The following is a 22,868-nucleotide window of genomic DNA, read 5'->3' on the forward strand; positions in this document are numbered from 1 at the left end:
AAGTTTTTCTCTCCCACAGCCGGTGGATCGAGAAATCCCAGTTCAGAGCCGTCTTTGTGGCCCGTCTATGAGTTTGTCCACAGTGCTGTCCCCCGGTCCGTGCACAGGATCGGATGAGTTCTCCACAGCATCTGGTCCGTCGTCCACATGCCCTGTGGATAACCGGATTGGCTGACGGTGCAGAGCGGCCTACCGTGGTGCGGCGCCCGCACTCCGTTCCGGCTTGGAAGCCCGCAGAACTTGACGCGCCGGAACCGGAGTCGGGCGTCTTGTTTGTCGGTGCCGTGCCGTAAGAAAGAGTGGCACGGCTAGGTCCGCGAAGCGGACGGGAGGAGGTGGCCCGGTGAGCATTCCCGAGCCTTTGGACGATCCCTGGGCCGATGTCGGTCCGAGTGACCGTCTGCCTGTTTCCCGTCAGCGCCGCGGAGAGGGCAAGGGGCGCGAGGAGCAGCACGAGCGGGGCCGGGAGAGCAACTGGGAGGGCGGGTCGTCCGGCTTCGAACGGGTACCCCCGCAGGACCTCGACGCCGAGCAGTCAGTCCTCGGCGGCATGCTTCTCTCCAAGGACGCCATCGCGGACGTCGTGGAGATCATCAAGGGTCACGACTTCTACCGTCCGGCGCACGAGACCGTCTACACGGCGATTCTCGACCTGTACGCCAAGGGAGAGCCGGCCGACCCGATCACGGTGGCGGCCGAGCTGGTCAAGCGCGGCGAGATCACCAAGGTCGGTGGAGCTCCGTATCTGCACACCCTGGTCCAGTCCGTCCCCACGGCAGCCAACGCGTCGTACTACGCGGAGATCGTCCATGAGCGGGCGGTGCTCAGACGTCTCGTCGAGGCCGGCACCAAGATCACGCAGATGGGATACGCGGCGGACGGCGATGTCGACGAGATCGTCAACTCGGCGCAGGCCGAGATCTACGCCGTCACGGAACAGCGCACCAGCGAGGACTATCTCCCGCTCGGCGACATCATGGAGGGCGCTCTCGACGAGATCGAGGCGATCGGTTCCCGCAGCGGAGAGATGACCGGTGTACCGACCGGGTTCACGGACCTCGACGCCCTGACCAACGGGTTGCACCCGGGGCAGATGATCGTCATCGCGGCCCGTCCCGCGATGGGTAAGTCCACGCTCGCCCTGGACTTCGCCCGTGCCTGCTCGATCAAGAGCAATCTGCCCAGCGTCATCTTCTCCCTGGAGATGGGACGCAACGAGATCGCCATGCGTCTGCTGTCCGCAGAGGCCAGAGTGGCCCTCCACCACATGCGTTCCGGCACCATGACGGACGAGGACTGGACGCGTCTCGCCCGTCGGATGCCGGATGTTTCAGCCGCTCCGCTCTACATCGACGATTCGCCCAACCTGTCGATGATGGAGATCCGGGCGAAGTGCCGTCGCCTCAAGCAGCGCAACGACCTCAAGCTCGTGGTCATCGACTATCTGCAGCTGATGCAGTCCGGCGGGGCCAAGAGGGCGGAGAGCCGTCAGCAGGAGGTCTCGGACATGTCCCGAAACCTCAAGCTCCTCGCCAAGGAGCTGGAGCTTCCCGTCATCGCCCTGTCCCAGCTGAACCGTGGACCTGAGCAGCGCACGGACAAGAAGCCCATGGTCTCCGACCTGCGCGAGTCCGGCTCCATCGAGCAGGACGCCGACATGGTGATCCTGCTGCACCGCGAGGATGCCTACGAGAAGGAGTCGCCGCGCGCCGGCGAGGCGGACCTGATCGTGGCGAAGCACCGTAACGGCCCGACGGCGACGATCACAGTCGCGTTCCAGGGCCACTACTCCCGGTTCGTGGACATGGCCCAGACCTGAGCAGCTAGTTCTCAGGGGCGCGGTCCTCCGTGCCGAAATCACCCGGACCGGTGTCGGACGTGGAGAGAGCCGAGACACTCGGGCGCGGACACCATGCACTGACCTGACCTGACCTGACCTGACCTGGGCGCGCCTGTCGGTCGGACCGGTGGTGGAGGCCCGCACCGCCGCGGTGGCCGCCCGGCAGGGCAGGCCGCGCAGGTCGTCGGCCGGTGACTGCGAAATGGGTTCGTCAGGCAGACAACACGCAGGTCATCCTTGGGCATGACCTCTTCCGAAGTGTTGCTCCCCAGCACCCGGCGCGCCCTGCTGCACCGTGTCGCGCTCGCCCAGTCCGAGGGCAGGGCTCCCTCTCTCGTCGCCGCGGTGCAGCGGGAGGGACAGATCGCATGGAGTGGTGCGCGCAGCTGTGTGGAAGGCCATGAGCCCGACGGCGATACGCAGTTCAGGATCGGCTCCATCACCAAGACGTTCACTGCCGTACTGGTGATGCGCCTGCGTGACGAGGGGTTGCTGGATCTGGATGACCCCCTGGAGAAGCACCTGCCGGGCACGGACGTCGGGCAGGTGACTGTGTTCCAACTGCTCGGTCACAGCGGAGGTCTGGGGGCCGAAACACCTGCCCCTTGGTGGGAGAGGACGCCGGGTTCCTCGCGGCCGGAGCTGGCGGACGTGCTCGGCAAGAGTCCGCTGCTTCACCCTTCCGGCCATGGGCACCACTACTCGAACCCCGGATACACGCTGCTCGGCTCGCTCGTGGAGAGGCTGCGGGGTGACTCCTGGGCCGAGGTGCTGCGGCGCGAGCTCCTGGAGCCCTTGGGGATGAACCGCACGACTCCGCAGGCACACGCCCCGCATGCAGGCGGTTGGGCCGTCCACCCGTGGGCCGATGTCATGCTCCCCGAGCCGGCTGAGGACCTCGGCCTGATGGCAGCGGCGGGTCAACTATGGTCCACCACCACCGATCTGCTCCGCTTCGCGGCCTTCCTGGCGCACGGCGATGAACGCGTCTTGCGGGCGTCCACTGTCGCTGAGATGCGGAGTCCCGCTGCTCCGCCCGAGGCGGGGGACTGGGCCGGCACCTACGGTCTGGGCCTCCAGGCCGTCCGGCGGGGCGATCGCACTCTCCTCGGCCATTCCGGGTCATTGCCCGGCTTCCTGGCGACGCTGCTCTTCAGCGTCGAGGACGATGTGGCTGCGGTGGTGCTCTCGAACGCCACCTCCGGCCCACTGACCGGGACGGTCGCCGCTGACCTCCTTCAGATCGTCGCCGACGCGGAGCCGAAGATCCCGCAACCATGGCGCCCGCTTCGCGAGGTGGACCAAGACCTGCTGGCGCTGACAGGCCTCTGGTACTGGGGCACGCAGGTCCACGGCCTGAGACTGCTCGCCGACGGAGGGCTCGAGTTCCAGCCGCTGCGGGGCGCCGGTCGCGCGGCGCGGTTCCGGGCACGCCCTGACGGGACCTGGACGGGCCTCAACGGCTACTACGCGGGGGAGACGCTCCGCGTCGTGCGCGCCGATGACGGCACGGTGGACCATCTCGACCTGGGGTCGTTCGTCTTCACCCGTGAGCCGTACGACCGAAGCGCGGACATCCCCGGTGGCGTGGACGAAGGTGGCTGGCGAGGGCTCGCTACCTGACGAAAGCGGGTCTGCTTCCTGTGTCCCACCTTCCGCGTTTCACGTGAAACGCGGAAGGATGTCCAACCAACTCTGAGCGCCCATCCCTGGAGCTGGCCGCTTCCTCCGTGCGGGAGGAGTCAAGCCGTCAGTTCGCGTTCCAGGGGAGTGCGGAAGCGCGGGGTGATCCGGCTGTCACCCACCCATGCCGACAGCCGGGCCGCCTCCGCCTCGATGAGCTGGGCGGCGTCGCCACCCACTTCGGACAGCAGACGCCACACCAGCTCGCCGTCTGCGCGCTGGGCCCAGCCACCTACTATTCCGCCGTTCCACCAGACGGTGGGTCCGATGTTGCCGGCGCGGTCGAAAAGGGCGGCACGATGACCGGCAGGCAACTGGAAGCCACGGTCGGCCCAGCCCATGGCGCTCGGATCGAGGCCTGGCAGCAGGGCTGCCCAGGGCTCCGTAAGGGCTTCGTCGGTGGTGTCTCCCGGAGCGACCCGGCCGATGGCCCCACTGTCGAGCAGGACCTCCTCGGCTCCCACCGCAGCCAGGGCCGCACGCGTCTCACGGACGCTCCAGCCGGTCCACCACTTCAGATCGCCTTCGGTCCCCGGTCCGTAGGAGAGGAGCCAGCGTTTGGTCACCTCGTTCCGGGCTGCGGAGGGATCTACCGGCGGCCAGGGCTCGGCAGTCGTCCAGCGGAACTGGCTCGACGTCCAAGAACCCCGTGGCCGACCGCGCCGTATGCGCCCATCCGCCGCCAGGACACGGATCACCCGGGAGGCGACTCCCTGCACCGTCTCCTGCTTCGTTCCGGGAAACACGGTGATCTTCGTACGCAGGGCTGGCACGACGGCCGAGAGTTCGCTCCCGGTTGCATGGCCGAGAGCGGTCAGCGCGGCACATGTCTGTTCCTCGGTCTCGGCGAGCCACCGGTCGTCGAGTCCCTTGCCGTCCTCCTGCAAGTGCTTCAAAAGTTTCAGTCGTTCCCTGGAGGCCACGGACCGTGCGTTCGACGCGTCGACAGCAGGCGCGACGTCCCTGGACATGGCGAACAGCGTGTTCCGCATGGAGAGCAGCCGTACCAGGGACACCTCCTCGTAGAGCGCCCGCTCAACCGCTCCGACCCCTGGGTCGGCCAGTCGCGCACAGACGGAGAGGTAGACCGTCGCGGCATCGGTCGCGTGCAGCGCGACCACGGCGTCGGCCGCTGCGACGACGGAGGTGACCCGCGCGGACGGGGCCAGCAGATGCCGGCGGCCGAGCCTGACCCGGCGCTGCTCGTCGTCGAAGCGGTGCATGTGATGCCTCCCGGTGTGGAGGGGAACCTGCCGGTTCGGTTCACAGGGCGAGCTTGAACCCCACGTGGCTTGCGGTGAAGCCGAGCCGCTCGTAGAAGCGGTGCGCGTCCGTGCGGGTGGCGTCCGACGTCAGCTGTACCAGCTGGCAGCCCTGACGCCTGGATTCGTCGACCGCCCACTGGATCAGCTGGGTGCCGAGTCCGCTGCTGCGCGCGTCCGCGTGCACGCGGACCCCTTCGATCACGCTGCGGGTCGCACCGCGACGGGACAGGCCCGGAACGATCGTGAGCTGGAGGGTGCCCACGACGCGGTCCTGGTGCACGGCTACGACCACGTGCTGATTCGGGTCGTCGGCAAGCCGCCGGAACGCTGCCTCGTACGGGGTGAGGTCGTCCGGGGACTCACGCTGGGCTCCCAGCGGGTCGTCGGCGAGCATGGCCACGATTGCGGGGAGATCGGCAGCTGCCGCAGGACGTATGTCGAGATCGCTCATGATCGTCACACTACGCAAGGTCGCCGGCTCAGGCGGGGACCTTCAGGGCCTCGACCGTCCGGACCAGCGGAGCGAGCTCCGGGTTCTCCGCCGCCTCGTCGAGAGCGGCACGGAGGGCGGTGTCGTTGGTCGGCCGGGCCTCGCTGAGCAGAGTGAGACCCGCCTCGGTGACGTCCGTGTAGATGCCCCGCCGGTCCGTGTCACACAGGTACCGGGTGAGCAGCCCGCGGTCCTCGAGGCGGGTGACCAGACGGGTGGTGGCGCTCTGACTGAGCACCACGGCATCCGCCACCTGCTTCATCTGCAGATGCCCGCCTGTGCCGCTGTGCTGACGGCTGAGGACGTCCAGCAGGGAGAACTCACGCGCGCTGAGGCTGTGGCGGGACTGCAGGGCCCGTTCGATTCGGGCCTCGATCTTCCCGTGGAGCAGGGAGAGGGCGCACCAGCTCTGTGCGAGCGCTGTCAGTGCGGGATCTGTCGCTGTCATGGTCTTTCCTTCGTGCGGGAGCTGCTTGCCTCCAGGATAGGGCACGGACGCAATAGCCCGCGCTTGCAATTAATCGGCGCATGCAATTATTGTGGACGCTTGTAAGGCGCAGACGCAATCGTTGTGAAAGGGTGACGCCCATGCCGCTCGCGCTCCTCGCTCTCGCCATCGGGGCATTCGGTATCGGAACCACCGAGTTCGTGATCATGGGGTTGCTTCCCGATGTCGCGGCGGACTTCCAGGTCTCGATCCCGGCCGCAGGATTTCTGGTCACGGGGTACGCCCTGGGCGTGGTCCTCGGTGCTCCGCTGATGACCATCCTGGGCACCCGCGTGACCAGGAAACGGATGCTGATGCTCCTGATGGGGCTGTTCGTCGTGGGGAACCTGGTGTCCGCACTCGCCCCCGTGTTCGGCGTGATGCTCACAGGCAGGGTGATCGCCTCACTCGCCCATGGGGCATTCTTCGGCATCGGATCGGTTGTGGCCGCAGATCTGGTCGCCCCGGAGAAGAAGGCCGGAGCCATCGCCATGATGTTCACCGGACTCACCGTCGCCAACGTCGTCGGGGTCCCGCTGGGTACGTTCGTCGGCCAGAACTCCGGCTGGCGAGTGACGTTCCTCGTCGTCGCGGGACTCGGTGTCCTGGGTCTTCTCGGCGTGGCGAAGCTTGTCCCCGAGCAGCCGAAGGCTCAAGGAATACGGATACGCCACGAGCTGGCAGCGTTCCGCAATGTCCAGGTGCTGCTCGCCATGGCGATGACGGTTCTGGGCTTCGGCGGCGTCTTCGCGGCGATCACCTACATCACGCCGATGATGACGGAGACGGCCGGTTTCGCGGCGTCATCGGTCACCTGGCTGCTGGTCCTCTTCGGACTCGGCATGGTCGGCGGCAATCTGCTCGGCGGCAAGCTCGCCGACCGACACCTGATGCCGATGCTCTATGTGTCCCTCGGCGCACTCGCCGTGGTCCTCGCCCTGTTCACGCTCACCGCGCACAACAAGGTCGCCGCGGCGACCACCATCGTGCTCATCGGAGCCCTTGGTTTCGCGACCGTACCGCCGCTTCAGAAGCGCGTGCTCGACCAGGCTGCCGGCGCTCCCACGCTGGCCTCGGCTGTCAACATCGGAGCCTTCAACCTCGGCAACGCACTCTCGGCATGGCTCGGCGGCATCGTCATCGCGGCCGGGTTGGGTTACACCGCACCGAACTGGGTCGGTGCCGTACTCGCAGCCTCTGCGTTGCTTCTCGCAGTGCTCTCCGGGGCACTCGAGCGTCGAACGGTCACCAGCGGCCGACCGGTTGTCAGCCACTCTGCCGTACCTGCTGCGGGCGTCGGCCCCGACGAGCCGGCCACCACGGCTTCAGTACCGGCATCGCGGTGACCAAGAGAAACGGGGCCGTGGCCACCGAGGGGGCATGACAAGATTTCAGTCGCAGCCTTGGCCGCGGCCTCGTTGATGTCCGGGCGGAGCGAGGAGATCGGCAGCTCCGGCGCGATCAAGGTCAGTCGGAACTTCGGCCAGACCCGCCGCTTCCGGCCGGGCCCAAGAGGGGTGCCGAGAGCTAGCAGCTGGCTGCTGAGCACGGAGAGCAGAGCGACCGGCACGACCATTCCTTGCCGAAGGGCCACAAAGCGCGGTGGCGGCCTGAGCCATCGTTGCGTCGCTGGTGAGAAACGCGGTGAAGCCGAGGGACAGCAGTCCCACGGGGAGATCCAGCCAGCTCACGGAGACTGCCACGTGGGCGACGAGGATGTTACGGCGAACAGGCCGCTTGAGTAGTTTCACGTGAAACACGGTGCCCACCGCGGAGCACGCGGTCACCTGCCAGTGGGAGTATCCGTGCCTACTGTCTGCGGTGTACGCGCTGTGCTCGGCCTACGGTGTACACCTCACCAAGGGCTCCGGGCATCAGGACAGATCGGGTGCGTGCATCGCGCGCACACCTTCGATATTGGCGTCCAGATAGTGCCGAAGTGACAGGGGCACCAGGTGTACGGCCGCGATTCCGACGCGGCTGAAGGGCACACGGACGACCTCGTACTCCCCGCAGGGTTCGTCGATCTCGGGTCCGTGTCGGCGCGACAGGTCCATCGAAGCGAGACGGCAGACGAAGAAGTGCTGCACCTTCACGCCTTTGACGCCGCCGCCAACGATGTGTTCGACGGTGTCCACGAAGCAGGGCACCACATCGACGACCTTGGCGCCGAGCTCTTCGTCGACTTCTCGGTGCAGTGCGTCGACGACGGTGGCGTCCTCCGGCTCGACGCCCCCACCCGGGGTGACCCAGTACGGGTCGACTCCGGGCTTGGTCCGCTTGATCAGGATGAGGTCATCGCCGTCGAGCAGGACGGCACGTGCCGTGCGCTTGACCACGGGGCGTTCGGTCATGGCAAGAGAGTGGCCCAGGAAACCCGATCTGAAACTCCTATCGGCCGACCGGTCACCAGTCCACGGCACCATGCATAGCCACTTGTGCGCCCGCGCAAGGTGCATGAGTCCGAGAGTGCTGGTCCTCGCGATAAGGAACCGTTCCAGCGCCCGCCCCGACGACAGCCGTGCCGACAGGTCGCTGTCTCCACCGTGATGGGCCACTGACGCCCGTCAACTGGCCTTGTGCGGGCGGTTGTCGGCGCAGTGCCGGGACGGCCCGAGTCATGAGGGGCAGACTCCGGCCGTCCGTCCCGCGCAGGACCGGACCAGTGGGCGGGAACGCCCGTCCTGGGCCGGTCCTGCCCGGGACCGGAGAGACGGTCAGCGCTGCGACTCGTCCAGGGCCCGTACCACGTCCGCCAGCAGGTCCTCCGGGTCCTCGGCGCCGACCGAGAAGCGGATGAAGCCCTCCGGTACCGCGTCACCACCCCAGCGCGCCCGCCGCTCGGCGGTGGAGCGTACGCCGCCGAAGCTCGTCGCGTCATCGACCAGACGCAGCCCGGTCAGGAAGCGCTCCGCGGTGTCCTGGTCAGCCAGCTCGAACGAGACCACGGAACCGAAGCGCCGCATCTGCCGGGCGGCGGTCGGGTACGAGGGGTCGCCGGGCAGGCCCGGGTACCGGAGCCCTGTCACATCCGGGCGCTCGGCCAGGGCCTCGGCGAGTGCCAGCGCGGTCGTGCACTGGCGATCGATCCGCAGTTGCAGCGTGGCGAGCGAGCGATGCGCGAGCCAGGCCTCCATGGGGCCCGGAATGGCGCCGACGACCTTGCGCCAGCGCCGCACCCCGGCCGAGAGAAGCGGGTCCGACGTGCTCACATGACCGAGCAGGATGTCTCCGTGCCCGGTCATGCCCTTGGTGTCGCTGGCCACCGAGAAGTCGGCCCCCAGCTCCAGGGGGCGCTGGCCCAGAGGGGTGGCGAGAGTGTTGTCGACCGCGACCAGGACTCCCGCGGCGTGCGCGGCCTCGACGAGCCGGCGGACGTCACAGACGTCGAGCCCGGGGTTGGAGGGCGTCTCGATCCACAGCAGCCTCGCCCCGTCGAGGAGCTCCAGCTGGGCATCGCCGCCGGTCGGCGCGGTCCTCACCTCGACCCCGTACGCCTCGAGCTGCTCCCGGACGAGGGGGAGCGCCTGGTAGCCGTCGTCGGGCAGGACCACGACGTCGCCCGTGCGTGTCTGGGAGAGCAGCACCGCTGAGATGGCGGCCATCCCGGAAGCGAAGACCGTGGTCTCGACCTGCTGGCCCGGGGCTTCGAGCTCGCCGATGGCTCGCTCCAGATGGGTCCAGGTCGGATTCGTCTCACGGCCGTAGGTATAGGGACCGACGGGCTCGCCGGACAGATGGAAGTGCGCGGCGAAGACCGGACCGGGGAGTGTGGGCTCGTACTGCTCCGGTTCCGGCAGCCCTGCCCGTACGGCCCTTGTTCCGTCGCCCGTGGTGCTCATGCTCGTTTCCTCATCTCTCCCCGGTGTTCACCGGCCGCTGTGCACTGTGTCATCAGTGGATTGATCAGTCTTCGTCGGGGAGCACCACGTTGAGTGCCCAGGAAACGACCGAGACGATCAGCCCGCCCAGGACCGCGGTCCAGAAACCGTCGACGTGGAAGTTCAGGTCGACGAGGCCGGCCAGCCACGAGGTCAGCATCAGCATCAGGGCGTTGACCACCAGCGTGATCAGCCCGAGTGTCAGGATGAACAGGGGCAGAGTGAGGAGCTTCACCACCGGCTTGACGACGACGTTCACCACGCCGAACAGCAGGGCCACCACGATCAGCGTCAGGACCTTGCGCCCGGTGTTGTCGCCGGTCAGCGTGATGTCCTGGAGCAACCAGATGGCGACGGCCAGCGCACCCGCGTTGGCGATCGTCTTGACTACGAAATTCTTCATGTGTCTGATCGTGGCAGACACGATCGGTGGCGGAGACCGCCGGGACAGACCAGCACGGTGCGAGGGGCGGACGGACGATGAAGGCATTCAGACTGGACGAGCTGGAGGCGGAACGCGCTGCCAACGACGGCGCCTATCTGCAGTTCATCCGGGAACGCAACATGTCGGTCGGCCTGTACGCCCTTGACGCCGGGGCACTCGACCCCCAGCAGCCGCACAAGCAGGACGAGGTGTACCTCGTCGTCAGCGGCCGCGCATCGATCACGGTCGGTATGGAGACCACGCAGGTGGGGCGAGGAAGTGTCGTGTACGTGCCGGCGGGGACCGCCCACAAGTTCCACCACATCACCGAGGACCTCCGGGTGATGGTGGTCTTCTCCCCGCCGGAGGGCTGAACCGGCCCCGGGGTGCCCAAAGCCTTCCGCGACGCGGGGCCAGGACGTCACGGCTTTCCAGGACGCACTCCTGGAGTCGCGCCCGCTGCCCGGGTGCGGCCCTCGCGTCACCGGTGAGGGCCGCACCCGGTCCCGATGTTCCCTAGGGGACCGCTCAGGGGACTTCAAGGGCTCCCGGGCGCCCGCTCGCCACCTCCGCGCCTCTAGCATCGGAGCAGGAACTCACAGAGACGAGGTAACAGCGATGGCGGTGCGGCAGATTCTCGCGGGGATGCCCTGGTGGGTGAAGTGGATCGCGGTGCCCCTCATCGCGATCGTCGTGTTCGGTGGCCTGATCGCCAGCGTGGTCGGGTTCGTCATCGGACTGTTGTTCAAGGTGCTTGTGTTCGTCGTCCTCGTGGGTGGCCTGATCTTCCTCGTACGGAAGTTCATGTCCTCCTCCGAGCGCAGCGACTGGTAGGACAGCGGGCCGGGCGTCCGTGGGCGCGGGGACGGGGGCCCGCGCGGCGGGCAGAGGCTCCGGGGATTAGCCCAGCTGAGCTAAGTCCCCGGCGAAAACTCACTCGTGACGTAACGTGCCGATACAGTTGCGTACCGCTGCCGCCAGCTGGGAAACGACGGGCCGTCACCATCCTGCCCAGTGGTTCGTGCGACCGTCCGGTCTCCGGACCCCAGGCTCGCGGCGGGCCCGTGGGGGCGGCCCCCTCGGGAGGGCTGAGAGCCCGTCACCATGCCTGGGGGTGACCTGTGACCACGGCATCGAGTACCACTGCCCCGACGTTGATCGGCTCGGTTCAGCGGGCGTTGAGACTTATGGAGGCTGTGGGCACCCATCGGGACGGGGCGCCCGCGAAGCAGCTCGCCCGGGAGGCAGGGCTTCCCCTCCCCACGGCCTATCACCTGCTGCGCACTCTGACCCATGAGGGGTATCTCCGCAGGGAGAACGGCGTCTTCCTGTTCGGGGCCGCGGCTGAGCGGCTGGGCGGAGGTCCCGCGACTCCGCGGCCCGGCGTCATCGTCGACTCCCTCGCTCACTGGGCGGACGCCATCGGCGCCCCTGTGTACTGCGCCCTGTACAAGGATGGCGAGATCGAGATGGTCGCCGTGGCCGAGACTCCCGCCGCTCCCGCGGTGCGGGAGTGGGCGTCGTTCCGTGAGACGGGCCATGCCCATGCCCTCGGGCAGTGCCTTCTCGGGCAGCTGGACGAGCGGGCGCGTGAGGATCATCTGGACCGGCATCCCGTCCGGCCGCTGACGCGCTACTCCGTAAGGGACCGTCAGGCGTTCCTGCACCGGCTGAGATCGATGAAACGTACGGAACCTGTCATCGAACGGCAGGAGTACGTCATCGGAACGGTCTGTGCGGCCATTCCGATCACCGTCGGTTCGGCCGTGGCGGCCATGGCCGTTTCGCTCCCTCTGCACCAAGAAGAACGGTTGCTCCCCGCAGTCGAACAACTACGCTGCGAAGTGACCACTCTCTTGCGCTCGTTCGTGTTCTCTATCAGTATCTGAAAAATCACTCCTTGTGATCTGCTATCGCGTGCACCACGATGGCGTCAATAGGGCCACGGGGGATCATTCCTGGCCAGATTCATCTACTGCGGGGTTGAACGATGCGCGAGTCGGTTCAAGCAGAGGTCATGATGAGCTTCCTCGTATCCGAGGAGCTTTCCTTCCGTATTCCGGTGGAGCTCCGGTACGAGGTCAGCGATCCGTATGCGATTCGGATGACCTTCCACCTGCCGGGTGACGCCCCCGTCACCTGGGCATTCGGCCGTGAGCTGCTGCTCGACGGCCTCAACAGCCCCAGTGGTGACGGCGATGTCCACATCGGCCCGACCGAGCCGGAAGGGCTGTCGGACGTGCACATCCGCCTGCAGGTCGGCGCGGACCGTGCGTTGTTCAGGGCCGGCACGGCGCCTCTTGTGGCCTTCCTCGACCGCACGGACAAGTTGGTGCCGTTGGGGCAGGAGCACACGCTGGGTGACTTCGACGGCAGTTTGGAAGAGGCACTGGGCCGCATCCTCGCCAAGGAGCAGAACGCCGGCTGAGCAGAGGGATCCGGCTGAACGACGAACACCGGCGGTCCACGTCCGTGCGCCCGGTGCCCTGGCTCACGCCTTGCGGCGTCGGCCCCTCCCGGTCCGTGCGGGTGCTGGAGCTCCGGCTTCCGCGCCGAGCCCCGTGCGGTCCGCGGAGACCACCAGGGCCGCGAGCACCGTCGTCACCGGCACCGAGGCGACCAGCCCGATCGACCCGACCAGGGTGCGGACGATCTCCTCCGCGACCAGTTCGCTGTTGGCCACCGTGCCGACGCTGCTCTGCGCGATCGAGAAGAGCAGCAGCAGGGGCAGCGCCGCGCCCGCGTACGCGAGCACGAGGGTGTTGACCACCGAGGCGATGTGGTCGCGCCCGATCCGGATGCCCGCACGGTAGAGCCGTCGTACGCCCATGGTGGGGTCTGCCTGGTGCAGTTCCCAGACCGCCGACGTCTGGGTGACGGTGACGTCGTCGAGCACGCCGAGCGATCCGATGATCACACCGGCCAGCAGCAGGCCGCTCATGTCGATCTCCGGGTACAGCCCGTGGATGAGGCCGGTGTTGTCATCCGTGTTGCCCGACAGACCGGCCCAGCCGATGAAGAGCGAACCGAGCAGCCCGATGAGCAGCAGCGAGATGAGCGTGCCGATGACGGCCACTGAGGTGCGGGCCGTCAGCCCGTGGCAGGTGTACAGGGCGATCAGCATGATGGCGCTGGCCCCGATCACCGCGACGACGAGCGGATTCGAACCCTGCAGGATCGCCGGCAGGATGAACACGGTCAGCACGGCGAAGGAGATGACGAGAGCGACCAGCGCCATCAGCCCGCGCAGCCTGCCCACGACGATCACCGCCAGGGCGAAGACGCCGGCGAGCAGTGCCATGGGCAGCGAGCGGTCCACGTCGGTCACCGAGTACTGAAGGTCCCGGGGGGCGTCGGGCGCGTACGCCACGACCACCCCCTGGCCCTCGCGCAGTTGCCGGGGGGCGTCGGGCTGGACGACCTCGACGAAGGTCCGGCCCTTGTCCTTACCGGTGGTCACCTCGACCGTGGCCTTCTTGCACTGCCCCGACTGCTGATTCACGGCCTCCCGGCCCGACGGCGTGGAGGTGTCCCCCGTCGGCGGCACCTGTGAGGCGTTGACGTCCGCGCAGTCGACCGGCAGGACCTTCGTCACCCGCCCGTCCTGGGTCTGCCGGTCGAAGCCGACACCCGTCCGCTCGTGGGCGGGGGCGCCGCCGGGCCAGAGCGCCACGAGGCCCACCAGGACCGCGGCCGCGAAGGGGATCACCACGGCCGCGATGACCTTGCGCAGATGTTTGGACACGGGCGCGGCGGGGCCGTGGCTGTGGGAGTGGCCGTGCGCATGACTCTGCGTGCTGCCTGATGCGGGGCCGTGGGGTTCGGGGGCGCTTCCGGAGGACGTCACCAGGCGATCATCCCAAGAAGTGGGGAGGCCCTCTGGCCAGCACGCCAGAAGGGAGGCTAGCGTGGGGGCACATCTGTACACGCGGGAGCTCGGAGCACCGGGCTGAGAGGGCGCTGACCTCCGTACACCGATACGGGACACGCTGCGCCGACCGCCGAACCTGTTACCGGGTAATGCCGGCGTAGGGAGTAGGTCTCATGACCACAGCGGACGCACGCACGCCTGCCTCGATGCGGAACGCGCAGGACGCTCAGCCCCCGGCAGTCGCGGGGGACACCGACGGCGCGGGGAACGCCGGGGCCGGGAAGTCCATCGGCTGGCACAAGGGGTACGTCCAGGGCTCACGCCCGGACCTCCGGGTGCCGGTCCGTCAGGTGCACCTCACCAACGGCAAGGACGTGACGCTGTACGACACGTCAGGGCCGTACACCGATCCCACCACCGACACCGACGTACGCCGGGGACTCGCCCCGCTCCGGGAGAACTGGATCACCGCCCGCGGCGACACCGAGGAGTACGCCGGGCGCCCCGGGCGCCCCGAGGACGACGGACTCAAGCACACGTCGCCGCGCGGAGGTCTGCGCAATCTCGACGCCGTGTTCCCGGGCCGCCCGCGGCTGCCTCGCCGCAGCCGCGACGGCAGCCCCGTCACCCAGCTCGCATACGCCCGCCGGGGAGAGATCACCCCGGAGATGGAGTACGTCGCGATCCGGGAGAACGTCGCGCCCGAGGTCGTGCGCGAGGAGATCGCGGCCGGCCGGGCGGTCCTGCCGGCCAACGTCAACCACCCGGAGATCGAGCCGATGATCATCGGCAAGCGCTTCCTGGTGAAGGTGAACGCCAACATCGGCAACTCGGCCGTGACCTCCTCCATCGAGGAGGAGGTGGACAAGATGACCTGGGCCACCAAGTGGGGCGCCGACACGGTCATGGACCTCTCCACCGGCCGCAACATCCACACCACCCGCGAGTGGGTCCTCCGCAACTCCCCCGTACCGATCGGCACCGTCCCCCTCTATCAGGCACTCGAGAAGGTCGACGGCCGGGCCGAGGAGCTGACCTGGGAGATCTACAAGGACACCGTCATCGAGCAGGCGGAGCAGGGCGTCGACTACATGACGGTGCACGCCGGTGTCCGGCTCCCCTACGTCCCGATGACGGCGCGTCGGAAGACGGGCATCGTCTCGCGCGGTGGCTCCATCATGGCGGCCTGGTGCCTGGCACATCACAAGGAGTCGTTCCTGTACGAGCACTTCGAGGACCTCTGCGAGATCCTCGCGGCCTACGACGTGACGTACTCGCTCGGGGACGGGCTGCGTCCCGGGTCCATCGCCGACGCCAACGACGAGGCGCAGTTCGCCGAACTCCGCACGCTCGGCGAGCTCAACACCGTGGCCAAGCGGTTCGGCGTGCAGACCATGATCGAAGGTCCGGGGCATGTCCCGATGCACAAGATCAAGGAGAACATCGACCTCCAGCAGGAGATCTGCGAGGAGGCGCCGTTCTACACGCTGGGCCCCCTCACCACCGACGTCGCGCCCGCGTACGACCACATCACCTCGGGCATCGGTGCGGCGATGATCGCCTGGTGGGGGACGGCGATGCTCTGCTACGTCACGCCCAAGGAGCACCTGGGGCTGCCGAACCGCGACGACGTGAAGACCGGCGTCATCACGTACAAGATCGCCGCTCATGCCGCGGACCTCGCGAAGGGGCACCCCGGGGCGCAGGAGTGGGACGACGCCCTGTCGGACGCCCGGTTCGAATTCCGCTGGGAGGACCAGTTCAACCTGGCCCTGGACCCGGACACCGCACGGGAGTTCCACGACGAGACACTGCCGGCCGAGCCGGCGAAGACGGCACACTTCTGCTCGATGTGCGGCCCCAAGTTCTGTTCCATGAAGATCTCCCACGACATCCGTCGGGAGCACGGGGACGAACAGGCCGAGATCGAGGCGGGGATGGCCGAGAAGTCCAAGGAGTTCGCCGCGGCGGGGAACAGGGTCTATCTGCCGATCGCGGACTGACGGGCGCCTGCGGCCGGGGCTCCGGGGGGAGTCTCCGTCACGCGTGCCGCGCGACCGCCCTGTACCGCCTCCGGACGGCACAGGGCGGAACCACGCGGCGCCTGGTCCGCGCGCCGGCCCGGACCGCGGAAGCGGCACGGCTGAGGACCTGAACGGCGCGCGTGGACGGTGTCCGCGACGGGCCGGGACCGGGCCGGCCCGCCTTCGACGGCCGTCCCGCGTCCGTGGCCCCGCTCCGAGGGCCGGCGGAGGCGGCCCGCCCCGGCGGAGGTCGCGTCGTGCCCGGCGGGCTCAGTCCGGCTGGTGCTCGGGGCCGCCGAAGTCCGGGCTGGTGAAGTCGGGACTGGTGAAGGTCGGGCGCGGTCCGGCCGAGGGGCCGTTCTCCGGCCCGGAGAAGTCCGGTCTGCTGTAGCCGATCTTCGGGATCCGATTGGCCGAACGGTGCGGCGTCCGCGAGGCGGGCCCCGCCGTCGGGTCGGCCAGCGCGTCCCGGAGGAAGGGGAGGATGCCACGCTCCAGCAGGGCGTGGCGCCAGGCCTCCCGGGCGCGGGCCACGTCCTCGGGCAGTTCCTCCTCCTCGTCCACGGCGGGCAGAGCGGTGGCGCCGTTGCGCAGGGCGGTGACGAGGAGCCCCACGGCGGCGACGAGGATGGCCGCGGCGGCGACCGCGGCGAAGAACCACCCCGCGGCGACCATGGTCCCGGCGAAGGCCGGGGCGGGATCGAGCGCCTTGAGGGGGTAGCCGACGAGCAGGAATATCCCGGCGGCGGTACCCGCCAGGACCGGCGCCAGCACGGCGATCATCGCGAGGGTGCCGGCGCCCGTGGTGCCGGCCTCGTCGGCGACGGGCCCGAGGACGGACGCGTGGGCCTCCGGGACGTCAGGGCCGCGGAGCTCGCCGCGGACCTTCACGTAGTGGTCGTACTCCGTGGCGGCCGCGGCGGTTATCAGCGGCGTGGCGTTCAGCGCCATCGTCCGCAGCTGTTCCGTGTTGAGGCGGTCGCCGATTCCGTCCAGATCCGGTCGTTCGTGAGCATGACGCAGTGCGTCGGCAAGGATCCGCTCGTATTCGGGTCGGTCCTCGGCCAGCAGGTGCGGAGCGCTTTTCATGTGCATCCCCCGATGCTCCGTAGGGCCTGGCCGTCCGTGCGTGCCGGACGATCGGGCGGAAACGGAGGAGAGCCTGCTACTGATACGCCGATGGTAGAGCGCCTACGGCACGAGGTGACAGGGTGTTTCCGGAAATAGGCCCAGCCGTCGACGCCGTCGGGTGGTGGTGCGTCGTCCCCGGCGACCGTCAGTCACGCAGGGGAAGTTGGACGACCAGCAGCTTTCCGGCCATCGTCACACCGCCGTCCATGGCGATCGCGAGCCCTTCCGCGTAGACGTGGGGACCGTCCACGACGGGCCGCGCCACGTCCTCGCCCTCCTCGGGGCCGGCTTCGCCCAGCAGATAGGGAATGGGGCTGTGGCCGTGGACGACGCGCTGCCCGCCGTACGTCGACATCAGATCGCGGACGGCCTGTGCGCCGCCCTCGTCGCGGAAGGCGAACCGCTTGGTGAGTTTGCGGAAGAGGTCCCAGCACTCGTCGGCGTCATTGCGCGTCAGGATGGCGTGCACCGTGTCGTTGACGTCCTCGATGGTGGATCCGTAGTCGAGGTAGGCCGTCGTGTCGGAGTGCATCAGCAGGTGACCGTCCTCCTCGACGACCGCGTCGAGCCGGGCCATCCACTGGAGGTGGACCTCCTGGAGCCGTTCCATGTCCGTCTTCTGGCCGCCGTTGAGCAGCCAGGCGGCCTGGAAGGTCGCGGTTCCGGCACCGGAGTTCACCGGGGTGTCGCCGAACCTCTTCGCGCCGAGGAGCAGCAGCTCGTGGTTGCCCATGAGGGCTTTGCAGTACCCGCCGGCCGCCGCGGCCTCCGCGGAGAGGCGCATGACGAGATCGATGACGCCGATGCCGTCCGGACCGCGGTCGGTGAAGTCGCCGAGGAACCAGAGTCTGGCGTTGCCGGCCGCCCACCCGCCGTCGGCGTCGACGAGGCCCTGTTCGTGCAGGGCGGCCAGGAGCTCGTCCAGGTAACCGTGCACGTCACCGACGACGTACAGCGGGCCACGGCCGGTCCCGTCGGTGGACCGGGCCTCCGGAACGGCCTGCACCTGGACGGTGTCGCCGCGGTTGATCACGGGCAGATCGCGTTCGGTGGGTGTGTACCCCTCCGGCGGCTCGTCGCCCACCGCGGCGTTGCCGGGGTGCGGCAAGGGCGGGGGCATCGGTACCTGCGCATACGGCGGTACGCGGAAGTCACGCAACGTCGCAGTCCGCACTACGGGTTCCTGACCGGCCCCCTGAGTCATCGACCCCTCCACCACCGTCGCGCCGCCGTACACCTGACGGGCCCTGCCTGGTAGAGGTGGTCCGCGGTGTCGTGCGCCCATCATAGGAATGCGGATCGTCCTGTGTGACGCACCAGGGGTGGTGAATCCGTGCGCACACCTGGTTCATCGGCCGTTTGGTCCGGATTAATCCGATCAGTCCCCTGCAGGTGACCGCGGAGGGCTGACAGTGGTGCGCGGCGGACGCCGTTGCGAGGACGTCCGGACGATGAGCTCCGTCGGTATCACCTGCTCCACCGGGCCGTCGTGTTCCACCCCTTCGATGGCGTCGATGAGGAGCTGGACGACCGCCGTGCCGATCCTGCGAGGCTTCAGCGACAGTGTGGTGATGGGGGGTTCCGTCGACGCGTACACCGTGGATTCGCTGCAGCAGACCAGCAGGAGGTCCTCGGGCACCCGCAGGCCGTAGCGGCGGGCGGCGGCGAGCAGATCGGTCCCGTTGGGGTCGAAGAGCCCGTAGACGGCGTCAGGGCGGTCGGGGCGGGCGAGCAGGCGGTCCGCTGCGACCGCGCCCGCACGGGGATCGTGGGCCGGATAGGACTCGTAGACCGGGTCCTGGCCGACGCGCTCGCACCAGTGGAGGTAGGCGGTGGTGGACAGGCGGGTGTACGTGTCGGTGGTGGTGCCCGTCAGCAGCCCGATGCGGCGGGCTCCCGCCGCCGCGAGGTGGTCCAGCAGGTCCAGGACGGCCGCCCGGTGATCGTTGTCGACCCAGGCGGTGACCGGAAGGGTGCCGGCCGGCCGGCCGTCGGAGACGACGGGGAGGCCCTGGCGTACCAGTTCGGTGACCACCGGGTCCTGGTCGGAGGGGTCGATGACGACCGTTCCGTCGAGTGCGACGTTCGACCAGACGTCGTGGCGTGAGGTGGCGGGCAGGATCACGAGGGCGTAGCCACGGGCGAGGGCTGCGGAGGTGGCGGCTCTCGCCATCTCCGCGAAGTACGCGAACTCGGTGAAGGTGAAAGGTTCATCCCCGTAGGTGGTCACGGTCAGGCCGATGAGCCCCGACTTGCCGGTACGGAGGGTTCGGGCCGCCGCGGAGGGGCGGTAGCCCAGCCGTTCGGCGACCTCGCGGACATGGCGACGGGTGGCGTCCGGGAGCCTGCCCTTGCCGTTGAGGGCGTCGGACACGGTCGTGATGGAGACCCCGGCCGCTGCGGCTACATCCCGGATCCCCGCCCGGGCCTGCCGGCCGCTGCGCCGGGGCGTATCTGTCCGGCTCACCTGGTGCTTCCCTGCTGCTGTCATGGCGAGCCGATAGTAGGGCTCCGACGCCGGGTCGGGCCGGTCGCATATGCGCACGTTGACAGGCACGTTTCTGCATGGTCAGGAGAGGTTAAATGCCTTGCAAAACAAGGAGGTTGGGGGCGTCGGGGTCATTGTGTCACGCATCGACGCGCATGGACCTGCTGAATGCCCCATGTATCGAAGAGGTCTCAACTCACCTGTTCGAGGGATGCGCGCCACGGAGTGAGCGACCGGCGCGCGACGCAGACGCGACGCTCCCCCTCTCCGAGGCGGCGCGGAATCGGCATGGGGGTTCCCGGCCGTCGCGCGGAGCCGTTTTCGGTTCCTGGCCATTCGCACGGGTGCCCAATCCTCATAGGGTGAGCAGTATTGATGTGTACGGATGGTCGAGGAGGACCTGCGGTGAGCGAGACGAGCCCCAAACTGCGCGCCGAGCTGGACGGCGTCCCTGCGTACGTGCCGGGCAAGCCGGCTTCCGCGGAGGGACCGGTTGCCTTCAAGCTGTCCTCCAACGAGAACCCGTATCCGCCGTTGCCCGGGGTCATGGAGTCGGTACTCGCCGCGGCGAGCACCTTCAACCGGTACCCGGACATGGCGTGCACCGGCCTGATGAGCGAGCTGGCCGACCGGTTCGGTGTGCCGGTCTCGCACCTGGCCACCGGCACCGGCTCGGTCGGCGTCGCCCAGCAGCTGCTCCAGGCCACCTCGGGCCCCGGCGACGAGGTCATCTACGCCTGGCGTTCGTTCGAGGCCTACCCGATCATCACGCAGATCAGCGGAGCGACGTCGGTCAAGGTGCCGCTGACCGCCGGTGAGGTGCACGACCTCGACGCCATGGCGGAAGCGGTCACCGACCGGACGCGCATGATCTTCGTCTGCAACCCGAACAACCCGACCGGCACGGTGGTCCGCCGTGGTGAGCTGGAGCGTTTCCTGGACCGCGTCCCGGCCGACGTGCTGGTGGTGCTCGACGAGGCGTACAGGGAGTTCATCCGGGACGCCGATGTACCGGACGGCATCGAGATCTACCGTGACCGGCCCAACGTCGCGGTGCTCCGGACCTTCTCCAAGGCGTACGGCCTCGCCGGTCTGCGGGTCGGCTTCGCCGTGGCGCACGAACCCGTGGCGGCGGCGCTGCGCAAGACGGCGGTGCCTTTCGGTGTCAGCCAGGTCGCCCAGGACGCCGCCGTCGCCTCACTGCGGGCCGAGGACGAGCTGCTGGGGCGGGTCGGGTCCCTGGTGTGCGAGCGGATCCGGGTGCACGAAGGGCTCGTGGGGCAGGGCTGGACCGTGCCGGAGTCCCAGGCGAACTTCGTCTGGCTGCGGCTGGGGGACCGCACCCTCGACTTCGCCGGGGCCTGTGAGCGGGCCGGTGTGGTCGTGCGGCCCTTCGCCGGCGAGGGCGTGAGGGTCACGATCGGGGAGGCCGAGGCCAACGACGTGTTTCTCAAGGTGGCCGAGTCCTTCCGCCAGGAGCGGTAGCCACAGCCCGGTCGCTTCCGTGGCCCCGGACCTCGGTCGCCGAGATCCGGGGCCACCGGTATGTCCGGCCCCGGGACGCCCGGAAGCCTGTCCGGTTTCGGTGGGCTCGGGCCGGGGCGGCCGGAAAGCACCCCCCACTCGACGTCTTCGAAGACATGTGCGCCATAATGCTTGTGAATGTGAACGCGTTCACAAGCGGCACCGTTTCCTCCCGTGATCGGGTGGATTGACCGGGCGATCCGCGGCTGTGATCACGGCGACGTAAGGAGAAGAGTCGTGGAGCTGGCTCTGGCACCAGAGACCCTGGCGCGATGGCAGTTCGGCATCACCACCGTCTACCACTTCCTGTTCGTCCCCCTGACGATCTCCCTCGCCGCGCTCACCGCCGGCCTGCAGACCGCCTGGGTGCGCACGGACAACGAGAAGTACCTCAGGGCGACCAAGTTCTGGGGCAAGCTGTTCCTGATCAACATCGCCATGGGTGTGGTCACCGGGATCGTCCAGGAGTTCCAGTTCGGCATGAACTGGTCCGACTACTCGCGGTTCGTCGGCGACGTCTTCGGTGCCCCGCTCGCCTTCGAGGCGCTGATCGCGTTCTTCTTCGAGTCCACCTTCATCGGCCTCTGGATCTTCGGGTGGGACAAGCTGCCGAAGAAGATCCACCTCGCCTGCATATGGATGGTGTCCATAGGCACCATCCTCTCGACCTTCTTCATCCTGGCGGCCAATTCCTGGATGCAGCACCCGGTCGGCTACCGCATCAACGAGGAACGCGGCCGTGCCGAGCTCACCGACTTCTGGAAGGTGCTGACCCAGGACACCGCGCTCACCCAGTTCTTCCACACCATCACGGCGGCGTTCCTCGTCGGAGGCGCCTTCATGGTCGGCATATCCGCCTTCCACCTGGCCCGCAGGAAGCACATCCGGGTGATGCGCACCTCGCTGCGGGTGGGGCTGGTCACGGTGGTGGCCGCAGGCATGCTCACCGCGGTCAGCGGAGACACGCTCGGCAAGGTGATGTTCAAGCAGCAGCCGATGAAGATGGCCGCGGCGGAGGCCCTGTGGGAAGGCGAGGAAGGTGCCCCGTTCTCGCTCTTCGCGGTCGGCGATGTCGCCGAGGGGCACAACGACGTGGAGGTCTCCATACCGGGCGTGCTCTCCTTCCTCGCGGACAACACCTTCACCTCCTACGTCCCGGGTATCAACGACATCAACGAGGAACTGCAGGAGACCTACGGTCCCGGTGACTACCGGCCCAACATCCCGGTCGCCTTCTGGAGTTTCCGCTGGATGATCGGCTTCGGCATGGCGTCCTTCGGGCTCGGCCTGCTGGGGCTGTGGCTGACGCGGCGGAAGTTCCTGCTTCCACAGGCGCTGCGCACGGGTGAGGACGAGGTGCCCCACCTGGTGCTGTTCAGGAACAAGGCGCTGAGCCCGAAGCTCGCCAAGCTCTACTGGCTCACCGCCCTCTGGACCATGCTCTTCCCTCTGATCGCCAATTCCTGGGGATGGATCTTCACCGAGATGGGCCGCCAGCCCTGGGTGGTGTACGGGGTGTTCCAGACCCGCGACGCGGTCTCACCAGGGGTGTCGCAGGGGGAGATCCTCACCTCCATGATCGGCTTCACCGCGCTCTACGCGGTCCTCGCCGTCATCGAGGTCAAGCTCCTCCTGAAGTACGTCAAGGCCGGACCGCCCGAGCTCACCGAGGCCGACCTCAACCCGCCCACCCGGATCGGCGGCCACGACCAGGACGCCGACCGGCCGATGGCCTTCTCCTACTGAGTGCAAGCGGAGCT

General features: G+C 68.3%; 20 protein-coding genes. 10 read left to right on the forward strand and 10 right to left on the reverse strand.

Features of this window, described 5'->3' with window-relative positions; all coding sequences use genetic code 11:
* Positions 1–361 precede the first annotated feature (361 nt).
* Together dnaB and ACHFIV_RS32000 are read left to right on the forward strand one after the other, a co-directional pair.
* A complete protein-coding gene (gene dnaB, locus ACHFIV_RS31995; RefSeq protein ID WP_398976608.1) occupies positions 362–1,819 on the forward strand; it encodes a replicative DNA helicase in 1,458 nt (485 codons plus the stop codon).
* A 264-nt stretch (positions 1,820–2,083) separates the two neighbouring features.
* A complete protein-coding gene (locus tag ACHFIV_RS32000; RefSeq protein WP_398976211.1) occupies positions 2,084–3,463 on the forward strand; it encodes a serine hydrolase domain-containing protein in 1,380 nt (459 codons plus the stop codon).
* 119 nt (positions 3,464–3,582) lie between these two features.
* Here ACHFIV_RS32000 and ACHFIV_RS32005 read toward each other — a convergent pair whose 3' ends face one another.
* Genes ACHFIV_RS32005 through ACHFIV_RS32015 form a run of 3 tightly spaced genes read right to left on the reverse strand, consistent with a single transcriptional unit; the run spans position 3,583 to position 5,726 of the window.
* Complete coding sequence (locus tag ACHFIV_RS32005) at positions 3,583–4,746, reverse strand: winged helix DNA-binding domain-containing protein (protein ID WP_398976213.1); 1,164 nt, start codon at positions 4,744–4,746, stop codon at positions 3,583–3,585.
* 40 nt (positions 4,747–4,786) lie between these two features.
* Complete coding sequence (locus ACHFIV_RS32010; RefSeq protein WP_398976215.1) at positions 4,787–5,239, reverse strand: GNAT family N-acetyltransferase; 453 nt, start codon at positions 5,237–5,239, stop codon at positions 4,787–4,789.
* A 28-nt stretch (positions 5,240–5,267) separates the two neighbouring features.
* Positions 5,268–5,726 carry a MarR family winged helix-turn-helix transcriptional regulator gene (locus ACHFIV_RS32015; protein WP_398976217.1) on the reverse strand — a complete coding sequence of 153 codons (459 nt, stop codon included), beginning with the start codon at positions 5,724–5,726 and terminating at the stop codon, positions 5,268–5,270.
* Positions 5,727–5,866: 140 nt separating this feature from the next.
* Between ACHFIV_RS32015 and ACHFIV_RS32020 the strand changes: the two genes are divergently transcribed.
* A complete protein-coding gene (locus ACHFIV_RS32020) occupies positions 5,867–7,111 on the forward strand; it encodes an MFS transporter (RefSeq protein WP_398976219.1) in 1,245 nt (414 codons plus the stop codon).
* A gap of 528 nt (positions 7,112–7,639) precedes the next feature.
* On the opposite strand, the gene ACHFIV_RS32025 is transcribed toward ACHFIV_RS32020, so the two are convergent.
* The 3 genes from ACHFIV_RS32025 to ACHFIV_RS32035 all read right to left on the reverse strand — a co-directional run bounded on the left by ACHFIV_RS32025 (position 7,640) and on the right by ACHFIV_RS32035 (position 10,049).
* Positions 7,640–8,119: an NUDIX domain-containing protein gene (locus ACHFIV_RS32025; RefSeq protein WP_398976221.1), complete on the reverse strand. Its 480-nt coding sequence runs from the start codon at positions 8,117–8,119 to the stop codon at positions 7,640–7,642.
* Positions 8,120–8,482: 363 nt separating this feature from the next.
* Complete coding sequence (locus ACHFIV_RS32030; protein WP_398976222.1) at positions 8,483–9,607, reverse strand: cystathionine gamma-lyase; 1,125 nt, start codon at positions 9,605–9,607, stop codon at positions 8,483–8,485.
* Between the two features lie 64 nt (positions 9,608–9,671).
* On the reverse strand, positions 9,672–10,049 hold the full coding sequence (locus ACHFIV_RS32035; protein WP_398976224.1) for a phage holin family protein: 378 nt from the start codon (positions 10,047–10,049) through the stop codon (positions 9,672–9,674).
* Between the two features lie 77 nt (positions 10,050–10,126).
* Here ACHFIV_RS32035 and ACHFIV_RS32040 point away from each other — a divergent pair, with 77 nt between their 5' ends.
* The 4 genes from ACHFIV_RS32040 to ACHFIV_RS32055 all read left to right on the forward strand — a co-directional run bounded on the left by ACHFIV_RS32040 (position 10,127) and on the right by ACHFIV_RS32055 (position 12,498).
* Complete coding sequence (locus tag ACHFIV_RS32040; protein ID WP_203181450.1) at positions 10,127–10,444, forward strand: cupin domain-containing protein; 318 nt, start codon at positions 10,127–10,129, stop codon at positions 10,442–10,444.
* Between the two features lie 250 nt (positions 10,445–10,694).
* Entirely contained in the window at positions 10,695–10,904 is a 210-nt protein-coding gene (locus tag ACHFIV_RS32045; protein ID WP_398976610.1) for a DUF5326 family protein, read from the forward strand.
* Between the two features lie 287 nt (positions 10,905–11,191).
* Positions 11,192–11,959 carry an IclR family transcriptional regulator gene (locus ACHFIV_RS32050; protein WP_398976227.1) on the forward strand — a complete coding sequence of 256 codons (768 nt, stop codon included), beginning with the start codon at positions 11,192–11,194 and terminating at the stop codon, positions 11,957–11,959.
* 101 nt (positions 11,960–12,060) lie between these two features.
* The gene (locus tag ACHFIV_RS32055; RefSeq protein WP_033296801.1) at positions 12,061–12,498 is read left to right on the forward strand and encodes an SsgA family sporulation/cell division regulator; all 438 of its coding nucleotides are present in this window, start codon (positions 12,061–12,063) and stop codon (positions 12,496–12,498) included.
* A gap of 63 nt (positions 12,499–12,561) precedes the next feature.
* Here ACHFIV_RS32055 and ACHFIV_RS32060 read toward each other — a convergent pair whose 3' ends face one another.
* Entirely contained in the window at positions 12,562–13,917 is a 1,356-nt protein-coding gene (locus tag ACHFIV_RS32060) for a YibE/F family protein (RefSeq protein WP_398976229.1), read from the reverse strand.
* A 197-nt stretch (positions 13,918–14,114) separates the two neighbouring features.
* On the opposite strand from ACHFIV_RS32060, the gene thiC reads away from it, so the two are divergent.
* Positions 14,115–15,944, forward strand: coding sequence for a phosphomethylpyrimidine synthase ThiC (gene thiC / locus ACHFIV_RS32065; protein WP_398976231.1), 1,830 nt, complete (start codon positions 14,115–14,117; stop codon positions 15,942–15,944).
* Positions 15,945–16,235: 291 nt separating this feature from the next.
* Here thiC and ACHFIV_RS32070 read toward each other — a convergent pair whose 3' ends face one another.
* From ACHFIV_RS32070 to ACHFIV_RS32080, 3 genes are all read right to left on the reverse strand, one after another.
* Positions 16,236–17,060: a hypothetical protein gene (locus tag ACHFIV_RS32070; RefSeq protein WP_398976233.1), complete on the reverse strand. Its 825-nt coding sequence runs from the start codon at positions 17,058–17,060 to the stop codon at positions 16,236–16,238.
* Between the two features lie 181 nt (positions 17,061–17,241).
* Positions 17,242–18,300 (reverse strand): metallophosphoesterase, encoded by a 1,059-nt coding sequence (locus ACHFIV_RS32075; RefSeq protein WP_398976235.1) that lies wholly within the window; start codon positions 18,298–18,300, stop codon positions 17,242–17,244.
* A 174-nt stretch (positions 18,301–18,474) separates the two neighbouring features.
* Entirely contained in the window at positions 18,475–19,587 is a 1,113-nt protein-coding gene (locus ACHFIV_RS32080; RefSeq protein WP_398976240.1) for a LacI family DNA-binding transcriptional regulator, read from the reverse strand.
* 402 nt (positions 19,588–19,989) lie between these two features.
* On the opposite strand from ACHFIV_RS32080, the gene hisC reads away from it, so the two are divergent.
* Both hisC and ACHFIV_RS32090 read left to right on the forward strand, forming a co-directional pair.
* Positions 19,990–21,069 carry a histidinol-phosphate transaminase gene (gene hisC, locus ACHFIV_RS32085; RefSeq protein WP_398976242.1) on the forward strand — a complete coding sequence of 360 codons (1,080 nt, stop codon included), beginning with the start codon at positions 19,990–19,992 and terminating at the stop codon, positions 21,067–21,069.
* A 276-nt stretch (positions 21,070–21,345) separates the two neighbouring features.
* A complete protein-coding gene (locus ACHFIV_RS32090; protein ID WP_398976244.1) occupies positions 21,346–22,854 on the forward strand; it encodes a cytochrome ubiquinol oxidase subunit I in 1,509 nt (502 codons plus the stop codon).
* The last annotated feature ends 14 nt before the right edge of the window (positions 22,855–22,868 follow it).

The organism is Streptomyces sp. ALB3 (assembly GCF_044385685.1).
Taxonomy (GTDB): Bacteria; Actinomycetota; Actinomycetes; order Streptomycetales; family Streptomycetaceae; genus Streptomyces.